The sequence below is a fragment of the uncultured Frigoribacterium sp. genome (assembly GCF_963515265.1).
Taxonomy (GTDB): domain Bacteria; phylum Actinomycetota; class Actinomycetes; order Actinomycetales; family Microbacteriaceae; genus Frigoribacterium.
In genome coordinates this window covers 1-11,028 of the sequence record NZ_CAUPYL010000077.1, presented here as the reverse complement: position 1 = coordinate 11,028, position 11,028 = coordinate 1, and the positions used below count along the sequence as shown (strand labels likewise).

Here is an 11,028-nt window from a genome sequence, read left to right as displayed (position 1 = left end):
GGCAGGGGCTGGGCGGGGAACGTGCCCCGCACCTCCGGCGCTCCCCCGTCGCGGGCGTCGGCCAGCGCGGCCGAGCGCATCAGGGCCAGGAGGACGACGAGCAGGGCGGCGCCGCCCATGGCCGGGCCGAGGAAGGGGCCCGCGTCGGGCTCGCCGATGACGTCGCGGTCGAGCAGCAGGCTCTCGAAGCCGGCCGTCGCCACGAGCAGCGCGCCGAAGAGGACGCTCGCCATCAGGGCGTAGACGGCACGGGTCATGAGGCGAGGGTACGCCGCGGGGGCGTCCCGAGGCGGCGGGCCAGGACGGGTGCGGGCAGCGGCAGGGCCCGGCGCCTCCCTGGGAGGGAGGAGCCGGGCCCTGGCTGCGGAACCGAGCGGAGGAGGCGCGGGTCGGCCGGTCAGCGACCGCTGGCGGTGGTGTCCGTGCCCTCGTCGGTGCCCTCGGCCTGCGTCGGCGCAGTCGTCGTGGCGTCGCCGTCGGCGGGGGCGGTCTCGCCGTCCTGCAGGACGAAGACGAGGCCGCCCACCGTCCAGGTCTGGCCCTCGGCGGTCTCGCTGCCCTCCTCGGGCTCGCTGCTCGTGATGGCGGTCACGAGGAACAGGCGCGGGCCCTTCTGGATGCGGTCGACGAAGTCCAGCGCCTGGTCGTACGAGCCCTGGATGTCGACGGTGACGGCGATCGTGGAGAAGTTCGCCGTCGTCACGGCAGGGTCGGTCACGGTGGCGGGGGCGGTCGGCAGGGCGGCCTCGGCGGGCGCGGCAGCAGCGTCGGCGCTGCCGTCCGTGCCCTCCGACGACTCGGTGCCCTCCGCGGGCGCCGCCGCGGCCGGAGCCGTCGCGGACGCCGGTGCGACGTACGACACGGGGTCAGCCGTCGTGAACGACGTCACCATGGTGCCGGCCTCGCCGGCCATCTGGTCGAGCTGACGGATGAGCGCGGGCATGTCAGGCGCAGCGGGCACGGACGCGAGCTTGGCGTCGCGCTCGTCCTCGAGGCCGGCCAGGCCCTCGTTCTCGGCGATGAGCTGCTCCACGGCCGCCCGGATGCCCTCGTTCTGCTGGTCGACGCTCGCCTTCTGCTCGGCGGCGGCCGAGGCGGCGGACAGCTGCGGCTGGACGCCGAGGAGGAAGCCGAGGGCGAGCACGGCGACGCCGCTCACCATCGCGATGATCAGCTTGATGCGGTTGCGGTCCATCAGGTCACTCGCTCTCAGTCGGGGCGAAGCGGTTCGAGAACGCGCCCTGGTCGATGTGCATGGTCACGGTCGCCTCGTAGACGCCCTCCTCGAGGGTGACCGAGCCGGGGGTCGCGTCCGTGTAGCCGGGCAGCGTGGCCAGGCCGTCGAGCCAGTCCGGCACGCTCGGCAGCGTGGTGCTCTGGGCCGTGAACGTCACGGTGCCCACGCGGGCGCCCTGCAGGGGCGTGTCCGACTGCTGGTAGTCGGCGATGGGCGAGGCCTGGTCGATCGTGATCGTCGTCACGGTGACCCCGGCCGGCAGGGTCGCCTGGATCTGCGCGAGGTACGAGGGCCAGGGGATCTCGGCGGCGCCCGCGACGGTCTGCGCGGCGGTCAGCAGCTGGATGTCCGACTTGACCTCGCGGACCTCGGTGTACTTGCCCTGCTCCATCAGGAGCTGCTGGGTCTCGGCCTGCGAGGCGAGCAGCTCGTCGTTCGCCTCGATCGAGACGATCGTGGCCCCTCCCGCGCCGATGGCGACGACGACCGCCGCGACGGCCACGCCCATCCAGGCACGACGGACGACGACGCCCGTGTGCCGCTCGGCCCGGACCTCCGGGGGCAGCAGGTCGACGCGGGGCAGTCCCCCGACGACCGCCGTGGCGGTCTTCTTCGTGCGGCTCATGCGGCGCTCCCCAGTGCGAGCCCGAGGGCCACGGTCATGTCGGAGGCACGCCCGCGCAGGGCGGCCTCGTCGACGTTCTTGCCGAACGCGACGGTGGCGAACGGATCGGCGACGACCACGGGCAGGCGCGTCACCTCGGACAGCGCGTCCGGGAGGCCCGGCAGCAGGGCGCCGCCCCCGGCGAGGACGATCTGCGAGACCGTCTCGGTCGGCCGGGTGTTGACGAAGTACTGGACGGTGTTGCGGAAGCTGCCGAGCAGCTCGTTGACCGACTCGAAGATGGCGGCCGACGAGGCCTGCTCCTCGGCGTTGGTGATCACGGTGCTGAGGCCGCGCTGCCTCTTGACGGCCACCGCCTCCTCGACCGAGATGCCGCGCTTGGCGATGATCGCCTGGGTCACGTCGTCGCCGCCCGAGGGGATGATGCGAACGAACTGCGGGACGCCGTCGGTCGCGACGATCACGGACGAGGTGCTGTGGCCGATCTCGATCAGGGCGACGGTGCCGGTGAGGCCGGGACGGTTGACCAGGAGGCGCGTGTTCGCGAACGGGATGAGGTCGACGCCCATGGTCGACAGGCCGGCGAGCTTGCTGGCGCGGACGTTGCCGAGGACGGCGTCCTTGACGGCGGCGATGAGCAGGCCGTTGAGCACGGGGCCGTTCTCGCCCTCGCTCTCCTTGTAGGGGTAGAAGTCGAGCAGCGCGTCCGCGACGGGCACCGGCAGCATGTCCTGCACCTGGAACGGCAGCGACTCGCGGATCCGCTCTCGCGACGCCTTCGCCACGGTCAGGTCGCGGGCCAGCACGCGCTGGTTGCCCATGCCGAGCACGACGTTCTTGCTCTTGAAGCCGCCGGCGCTCCAGAGCTGCTTGAGCGCGCTGGCGACGGTCTGGGGCTCGAGCACTTCTCCGCGGCTGGCAGCGCCGTCGCTGAGGGCCATCTCGGAGAAGCGGACGACGGTGGGGCGCGGCTTGTCGACGTCGGCGACCTCGACCGCGCGGAGCGATCGGCTGCCGATGTCGACTCCGACGATGTTCTTCGTCATGGGGTGGTCTCTTTTCTGCGTGAGGTCGGGGTCACGCGACGCTGAGGAGCTGGAGGTAGGAGGCGGCGACCGTGCCGCCGACGAGCACGCCGACCCAGGCGCCCGCGAGCATCCAGGGGCCGAAGGGGATGCCGCCGGTGCGCTGGGCACGACGGGTGGCGAGCAGGACGATCGAGAAGAGGCCGCCGAGCAGGAACGCGGCGAAGGCGCCGACGACGAGCTCGCCCCAGCCGAGCCAGCCGAGCCAGAGGCCCAGCACGCCGGCGAGCTTGACGTCGCCGAGGCCCATGGCACCGGGCTTGACGAGCGCGAGCGCGAAGTAGAAGACGAACAGTGCCGTCATGCCGATGACGCCCCGGAGCAGCGCGTCCCACTCCCCCGACAGGGCCGAGGAGGCGCCCAGCAGGACGAGGCCGACCGCGTACGACGGCAGCACGATCGCGTCGGGCAGCCGGTGGTGCTCGACGTCGATGATCGCGAGCGCGACGCTCGCGCCGGCCAGCCAGAGGAACGCGACGAGCTCGAGCAGCGCGGCGAAGAGCGGGGCGGCCTCGGTCGGCACGGCGGTCCAGGGCCAGACGACCGCGGCGACCAGGGCGAAGAACCCGCCGGTGGCGAGCTCGACGATCGGGTAGCGGGCCGAGATGGCGGTGCTGCAGCTGCGGCAACGGCCCTTGAGGGCGAGCCAGCTGAACACAGGGACGTTGTCGTACGCCTTGATGGGCGCGTGGCAGCCGGGGCAGGCGCTCGGCGGCGACGAGATCGACATGCCCGCAGGGACGCGGTACACCACGACGTTGAGGAACGAGCCGATCAGCAGGCCGAGGCCGCCGGCCGTCAGGGCGGCGAGGAGGAGGGCGGTCACGGGACCAGCTCCTTGCCCGAGGCCGCGACGGCGGTCTTGCTCTCGACGACCTGCGTGATGCCGTAGCTGGTCGACACGGGCGACAGGAACTTGGGCGGTGCCGTGTAGCGCATGCGCGGGTCGTAGACGTAGGCCTTGGTGTAGCCGCTGTCGCCGTTCCCGCTCGTGGCGACCGGTCCGCGGAACTTCTGCGAGATCGAGCCGAGCACCTGCAGCTTGCCCTTCGTGTTGCCGCTGTCGGCGGCGTAGTTCTGGACCGTGAAGGTGTGCGAGACGCTCAGGATCGCGGCCTGGATGACCCGGTCCGACTCGGCGCGGTCGATGAGGCCGACGGTCGTGTTCTTGCCGCTCGTGTAGTACCTGACCGGGTTGTAGACGTAGACGGCGTTGGTGCCGACGAGGCCGAGCATGTCCTTCGAGACGTCGGAGTACTTCACGTCGCCGGTGACGTAGACGTAGTTCTGCGCCGCCACGGTCACGTTGCCCTTGAGCGTGCCCTGGACGAAGACGTCGCCCGCGGTGCAGCTGTAGGACGCGTTGATCTCGTCCTTCGCCGGGAAGCCGAGCCCGTTGCCGGCAGCCGAGTCGTCCGCGTTCCGGCACTTGAAGTTCGTCGGCTTGCCGCTCCAGTAGTTGACGTCGGTCGACGACGCCGGGACGTCCTGGACGTAGACCAGGTTGTTCGCCGGGACCGTGATGTCCTGCCCGCCGACGCTGCCGAGCGTGCCGCCCTTGGCGCCGTCGCCCGGCGTGCCGCACATCGCAGGGGCCGTGCCCTTGCTCGGGTCGGACTCGATCTGCGTGGCCTTCGTGTAGGGCGAGTAGACGTTCATCGTGCCGGCTGACTTGAACGTGATGCGGGTGGGGCCCGTGTAGAGGCACCCGGGGTTCGGGACGGTGGTCGACTTGAGGTCGGTCCGCGTCTCCTGGCGCATGGCCTCGTTGGTCTGAGGCATGGTGATCGCCTGGGCGTAGGCGGGCTTCGACTGGCCGCCGAAGCTCGGCGTCCCCGTGCAGTTGGTGCCCGTGACCGCGACGTACCGGTTGGACCGGGTGCTCGAGGTCGTGGTCGCCCCCTTGAACTGGGTTCCCCCGCAGACTCTCATGGTGTCGTTGGTGTGCATCGGGCCGTCGATGACGTCCGTCGCCGAGAACTGGATGGTCGTGCAGCTGGGCCGCTCGGTCACCGCCCACTCGTACTTGGGCGAGCACGACGTGCTCGAGAGCACCGGGTCGCTGATCTCGTAGTCGGTGAAGTAGACGTAGTCGAGGAAGCCGTCCTGCTTGAGGTCGGCCACGACCGACCGCGTCGTGTCGCCGACCCGGCCCGTAGACCGGATGCGCAGCGTGCCGGCGGTCGAGTACTTCGAGTTGTCGACCTCGTACCGATACGAGGCGCCCGTGCCGTCGCCGACCGTCTGCCAGCTGCCCGCGGTGCCCTTGCCGAAGGCGGGGTTGCCGTCGGTGCCGGTGAAGGCGGAGCCCGTGCTGAAGGCCGTGACCCTCGCGCCGTACTGGCTGTAGGCGTTGTTGTTCGCGAGCTTGCTCTGGTAGTCCTCGACGCCGGCGTACGCAGCCGCGATCGCCGCGTTGAAGTCCGAGTCGTCGCGGGCCTTCACCGTGCCGCTCACCGCCACGGACGCCATGGTCACGCTGAGCAGCAGCAGGACGGCGCCGAGGCCGATGACGCTGGCCAGGGCGACGCCGCGGTCGGCTCCGTCGTGGCGGAGCCGGACGAGGCGGGCGTGCAGGAGGCGGATCATCAGAGGTCCCTGGCGATGTCGAGGTTGGGCAGGCCCACCGTGTTGACGAGCGTGGTGGAGGCGGCCGAGGTGTTGGCCGTCCCCGCCTGGACGCGGACCCGGACCGCGGCGATCGAACCGATCTTGGCTGCGGGAACCGCGCCGGCGGCGAGCGAGACGGTGGCGCCGTCGGCGTCGACGTAGGCGAAGAGGTCGGTGCCCGCCACGAGGGGAGAAGCGACGGTGCGGGTCGTGGGCGTGGTGCCGAAGGTCCAGAAGCCATCGGAGGAGACGACGCCGGGCCAGGTCTTCTCCTTGAGCGCGGTGCCGTCGAGGTAGTACTGCACCATCACCGGGGTCGCGTCCGACGAGGCGAGGTTGACGTACGCGTAGACGGTGACGGCGTTGGCCGTCGCCTGCGGGAAGGCGGCGTCGGGCAGGGTCTGGCCCTTGACGGGGTTCTCGGTCGCGGCACGGAGCGTGCGGGTCACGGCCGTCATGCCGTTGGTGGCGACGCGTGTGGCCGAGTCGATCGACTGCGTCTGCGAGGAGGCGCGCGAAGCGCTGATCATGAAGCCGCCGGTGATGGCGATGAGGATCGCGAAGACCATCATGGCGACGAGCAGCTCGGCCAGGCTGACGCCGGCGTCGCGCCGGTCGCGGAGCGCGGCGAGGGAAGCACGGAGGCGGGTCACGGGGTCAGCCCCCGCGGGTCGAGCGTGATGGTCTTGGTCGGCATGTCGATCGATCCGCGTGTCCGGAGCACGGAGTCCTGGGGGTTGACCTGGTTGCTCGACGTGATCAGCCCGAGGTTGAGCAGGTCCGTCACCGTGTAGAACGACCACGTGCCGAACGGCAAGGCCAGCAGGGTGTCCTTCGTGACGGCGGTGAACGTGTAGGTGGACGGGACCAGGCACCCGGGGTCGCCGGCTGCGCCCGCCTTCTGCTGCACGGCCACGACCTTCACCGTGCCGCTGATCTTGCTGAGCTGCAGCACGCCCATCGGTACGCCGACCGTGGCCGACCCGCCGGGGGCAGCGCCCACGGGCACGGGGGCTGCCCCGATGGCCTTGTCGGCCGCGGGCGTGACCCACGCGGCAGGATCGGGCGAGAGGCAGCTCGACACGACGTTCGTCTTCGGGTCCGTGCTCGGGTCGAGGTGCTTGCCGGCCACGACGGCGTAGCCGCCCGAGAAGGGGAACAGCTTCGCCGGCTTCGTGGCGGCGGCGGACACCGTGTAGTCGCCCACCACGGTGCTGCGGAACGTCACGTCGAGGTTGCCGGGCAGCACCACGGGACTCGGGAAGTTCGTCGCGAAGTTCGTCTGCAACGAGATGGCCGTGTCGTAGGAGAAGGAGGCGGTGCCGGACCCGCCCGCCGAGACGGTGACAGGGGTGGTCGTCTGCGTGGCCGCCTGGTCGAGGCCGACCATGCCGGCCTTCGAGATGGTCACGTCGTAGTTGCCGGGAGCGACCTTGAGGGCGTAGGTGCACCCGGAGCTGTCGGTCGGGTCCAGAGCAGGGGGCGCGACGGCGCCGTTGGGGTCCTTAGCGGCCGCCTTGACGGTCGCGGTGACGCCCTCGGTGCCGGCTCCGGAGGCGCCGATGACCGACACGACGATCGTGCCCTTGGCGGGATCGTTGATGCGGCCGTTGGGCGCCAGGACGGTGGCGGAGGTGATCGGGGCGCTGACCGTGCGCTGGCCGGCGTAGGTGACCGAGACCTCGACGCGCTTGTACTGCAGCGTGCCGGTGCCGGTGCCGCAGGCGGTGGAGTTCGTGGCGGAGGTGGTCCACTCGGCGGTGCGCTCGACCGTGAAGGTCGTGCCGCCGACCGTGGTGACGAAGGTCTTCGAGACGACGCTGAAGACGTCGTCGACGCTGCGGAGGAGGTCGATCTCCTGCGCCGCGAGGTTCGTGGCGACCGCCCTGGCCCGCGAGTCACGGGTGAGGACGAGCGAGTTGGTGATCGTGTAGGCGACCCCGATCGAGATGATCGTGAACACCATCATCGCGACGATGACCTCGACGAGGCTGAGTCCGGCGTCGCGCTGCGCCGGGGCGGCAGGGCGGAGGACGTCGTTGAGGCGTCGGAACATGGTGGTTCACCTCCCGGTCGGGTTCGAGGGTGCGGATGTAGAACGAGGGTGACGGAGTGCTCGACCCGCGAGCCGAGCACTCCGTCGAGAAGCGAGTGCTACGCGGCAGGCTTGAACGTGCCGTCGGTGTTGCAGGAACCAGCGGCAACGCCGTTGACCTCAGTCGCGGCGAAGGTCTTGCTCGTGCTGCTTGTGCCCTGGATGCAGAATCCGGTAGTTCCGTTCGCCGTCAGGGACATCGCGGTGGTGTCGGTGCCCTTCGTGGCACCAGCCGACTTCATGTCGTCGGTGAGGGTGGCGACGTCCTTCGCCGCGGGCAGCTTGCCCGTCTGGGTCTGGACACTGATGATGGCGGTCTTCAGGTTGGTCAGGTCGCTCTTGACGCCCGAGTCCTTGGCGTTGTTCTGCACGCCGAGGTACACGGGGATCGCGATCGCGGCGAGGATGCCGATGATGATGACGACGACGAGGAGCTCGATGAGCGTGAAGCCCTTGTCCTTGTCCTGGGCGAGGTTCTGGCGGCGGGCGGAGAGCTTGCCCATGAGTGCGAAGTACATGACTGGTCCGTTCGAGATCGGGTGCGGGAGAGGTGATCGGAGGCGGTCACGTCGTTCCCGCCGGAGATGACTCTCCCAGCCCCCGAGACCCGCGAGAATCCCGCAGACGGGGGGTTTATGCCGGCGACACGGCCCCAGTCCGGGTCACCCCCGAACGGGCAGAACCCCTGTTCAGGGGTCAGCTGCTATCCGACACCCGTCGCGCACGACGAAGGGCCCGACCGGTGGTCGGGCCCTTCGGGCACAGCGAGGAAGGACGGCTCAGAGCCGCCCTGCGACTACTTGATCAGCGACGTGATCTGGAAGATCGGCAGGTACAGCGCGACGATCATGCCGCCGACGACGACGCCGAGGAACGCGATCAGCAGCGGCTCGATCAGGGCCGTGAGCGACTCCGTGGTCGACTTCACCTCCTGGTCGTAGAAGTCCGCCACCTTCTCGAGCATCGTCTCGAGCGAGCCGGCGTCCTCGCCGACCGAGATCATCTGCGTGACCATCGGCGGGAAGACCCCGGAGGCGGTCAGGGGGGCGGCGATGGACTCGCCCTGCCGCACCGACTCCGCGACCTCGACCAGCGCCTCCTCGAGCACGTAGTTGCCCGAGACCTCCCCGACGATGCGCAGGGCGGTGAGGATGGGGACGCCAGCGCCGATCATGTTGGAGAAGTTGCGCGAGAAGCGCGCGATCGCGATCTTGCGGAGCAGCTCGCCGAACACCGGCAGCTTGAGCTTCAGCGGATCGAGCTTCGAGCGCACCTTGACGGAGTTCTTGTTGGTCTTCCACCAGATCGAGCCGCCGATGCCGCCGACGATCAGGATCGGCAGCACGATCGGCATGGCCTGCGAGGCGTAGACCAGCATCATCGTGGGCAGCGGCAGCTGGCCGCCGAGGTTCGTGAACATGTCCTGGAAGATCGGGACGATGAACGTCAGCATGATGACCACCGCGAGCAGGGACATCACGAGCACGACGACCGGGTAGGTCATCGCCGACTTGATCGTGGACCGCAGCGCCACCTCCTTCTCGAAGTTGTCGGCAGTCGACTCGAGCGCCTTGTCGAGGAACCCGCCGACCTCGCCGGCCCGGATCATGTTGATCATCAGGGGCGGGAAGTGCTTGTCGTGCTTGCCGACCGCGTCGGAGAACGAGACGCCGGTCTCGACGTCGTCGCGCACCTCCTGCATGACCTTCTGCAGCGTCTTGTTGTCGACCTGGTCGGCGAGGATCGTGAGTGTGCGCAGCAGCGACAGGCCGGACGCGATCATGGTCGCCATCTGGCGCGACATGACCGCGATCTCCTTCATCTTGACGCCGCCGCCGCCGAGGCCGCCGAGCGAGATCTCGCGCTGCAGGCCGGTGCCGTCGCTCGCCGCGGCGATCGAGATGGGCTGCACGCCCATGGTGCGCAGGCGGGTGACGACGGCGCCCTCGCTGGACGCGTCGACCTTGCCCTTGACGACCTTGCCGGCCGAGTCGCGGCCCTTGTAGGCGTACGCGGTGCTGGTGGCCATCAGTTGCTCCCGATCGAGAAGGCGTCGCCGAAGTCGATGCCGGCGTCGAGGCCGACCGTCTCGGACTTGTTGATCACACGGGTGACGAGGCGGTCGAAGCCCTCGGCGTCGTGCACCTTCTCCATCGCCGCCTTGTGCGTGACGGTGCCGGTGTTGACGAGGTCGGCCAGCTTCTGGTCCATCGTGTGCATGCCGAGGTCCCGCCCCGCCTGCATCGACGACGAGATCTGGTACGTCTTGCCCTCGCGCACGAGGTTGCCGATGGCCGGCGTCATCATCATGATCTCGGTCGCGACGACACGGCCCTTGCCGCCCGCCTTCGGCAGCAGCGTCTGGCACACCACGCCCTGCAGCGTCGACGCGAGCTGGGTGCGCACCTGGTCCTGCTGGTGCGGCGGGAAGACGTCGATCACACGGTCGATCGTCTGCGCGGCGCTCTGTGTGTGCAGGGTGGCGAACACGAGGTGGCCGGTCTCGGCGGCGGTCAGCGCGACCGAGATGGTCTCGAGGTCGCGGAGCTCGCCGATGAGGATGACGTCGGGGTCCTGGCGCAGCACGTGCTTCAGCGCGTTCGCGAAGCTGTGCGTGTCGTGGCCGACCTCGCGCTGGTTGACGATCGCCTTCTTGTGCTGGTGCATGAACTCGATCGGGTCCTCGACCGTCACGATGTGGTCGGCGCGCGTGCGGTTGACCAGGTCGATGAGGGCGGCGAGGGTCGTCGACTTGCCCGAGCCGGTGGGGCCCGTGACGAGCACGAGGCCGCGGGGCAGCTTCGCGAAGCGGCTGACGACCTCGGGCACGCCCAGGTCGGCGAGCTGCTTGATCTCGGTCGGGATGAGGCGGAAGGCCGCTCCCATCACGCCGCGCTGCTGGTAGAAGTTCACGCGGAAGCGCGACTCGTCCGACAGCGAGTAGGCGAAGTCGAGCTCGAGCCGCTCGTCGAACTGCTCCTTCATCGCCGGGGTCAGCAGGCTCGTCAGCGCGGTCGAGACCGTCGGGGCGTCCCAGGGGTCGCCACCGGCGAGCGCCGGCTGCAGACCGCCGTCGACGCGGAGGGTCGGGGCGGCGTCGACCGTGACGTGCAGGTCGGAGGCGCCCTGCAGCACGACCTCGCAGAGCGCCGAGATCAGGGCAGGGTGCGCGACCGTGCGGGCGTGCTCGTGCAGCTCGATGCCGGGTCGGGACTCGACCTGGGCGGCGGGGGGCGCCTCCTCGGCGGCGTGCTGGGCGCTGGACGGCGCGAACGACGGCACGCGCAGCAGGCCGCCGTCGCCGAGCTGGGGCGAGACGGGCGCCGGGGCGGCGGAGTGCGACGGGACGGCCGAGTGCGACGGAGCGACCCCGGGC

General features: G+C 70.1%; 11 protein-coding genes. All 11 read right to left on the bottom strand.

Annotated elements, in window-relative coordinates; all coding sequences use genetic code 11:
* A partial coding sequence (locus RWM17_RS08160; protein ID WP_314102585.1) for a DUF6121 family protein occupies positions 1–257 on the bottom strand: 257 nt, incomplete at its 3' end.
* A gap of 140 nt (positions 258–397) precedes the next feature.
* A complete protein-coding gene (locus RWM17_RS08155; RefSeq protein ID WP_314102583.1) occupies positions 398–1,195 on the bottom strand; it encodes a hypothetical protein in 798 nt (265 codons plus the stop codon).
* A gap of 4 nt (positions 1,196–1,199) precedes the next feature.
* A complete protein-coding gene (locus tag RWM17_RS08150) occupies positions 1,200–1,862 on the bottom strand; it encodes a hypothetical protein (protein ID WP_314102582.1) in 663 nt (220 codons plus the stop codon).
* A complete protein-coding gene (gene pilM / locus RWM17_RS08145) occupies positions 1,859–2,908 on the bottom strand; it encodes a type IV pilus assembly protein PilM (RefSeq protein ID WP_314102581.1) in 1,050 nt (349 codons plus the stop codon). The genes RWM17_RS08150 and pilM overlap by 4 nt, the downstream gene beginning before the upstream one ends.
* Positions 2,909–2,939: 31 nt before the next feature.
* Positions 2,940–3,773, bottom strand: coding sequence for a prepilin peptidase (locus tag RWM17_RS08140; protein WP_314102579.1), 834 nt, complete (start codon positions 3,771–3,773; stop codon positions 2,940–2,942).
* Complete coding sequence (locus tag RWM17_RS08135; protein ID WP_314102577.1) at positions 3,770–5,536, bottom strand: hypothetical protein; 1,767 nt, start codon at positions 5,534–5,536, stop codon at positions 3,770–3,772. Before RWM17_RS08135 ends, RWM17_RS08140 begins: the two co-directional genes overlap by 4 nt.
* Positions 5,536–6,210, bottom strand: a complete 675-nt coding sequence (locus tag RWM17_RS08130; RefSeq protein ID WP_314102575.1) for a prepilin-type N-terminal cleavage/methylation domain-containing protein — start codon at positions 6,208–6,210, stop codon at positions 5,536–5,538. Before RWM17_RS08130 ends, RWM17_RS08135 begins: the two co-directional genes overlap by 1 nt.
* On the bottom strand, positions 6,207–7,613 hold the full coding sequence (locus RWM17_RS08125; protein ID WP_314102574.1) for a type II secretion system protein: 1,407 nt from the start codon (positions 7,611–7,613) through the stop codon (positions 6,207–6,209). The genes RWM17_RS08130 and RWM17_RS08125 overlap by 4 nt, the downstream gene beginning before the upstream one ends.
* 98 nt (positions 7,614–7,711) lie before the next feature.
* Complete coding sequence (locus RWM17_RS08120; RefSeq protein WP_314102573.1) at positions 7,712–8,170, bottom strand: prepilin-type N-terminal cleavage/methylation domain-containing protein; 459 nt, start codon at positions 8,168–8,170, stop codon at positions 7,712–7,714.
* 278 nt (positions 8,171–8,448) lie between these two features.
* The gene (locus RWM17_RS08115) at positions 8,449–9,681 is read right to left on the bottom strand and encodes a type II secretion system F family protein (RefSeq protein WP_314102572.1); all 1,233 of its coding nucleotides are present in this window, start codon (positions 9,679–9,681) and stop codon (positions 8,449–8,451) included.
* On the bottom strand, positions 9,681–11,028 hold a 1,348-nt coding region (locus tag RWM17_RS08110), incomplete at its 5' end, for a type IV pilus twitching motility protein PilT (RefSeq protein ID WP_314102571.1). The genes RWM17_RS08115 and RWM17_RS08110, both read right to left, overlap by 1 nt.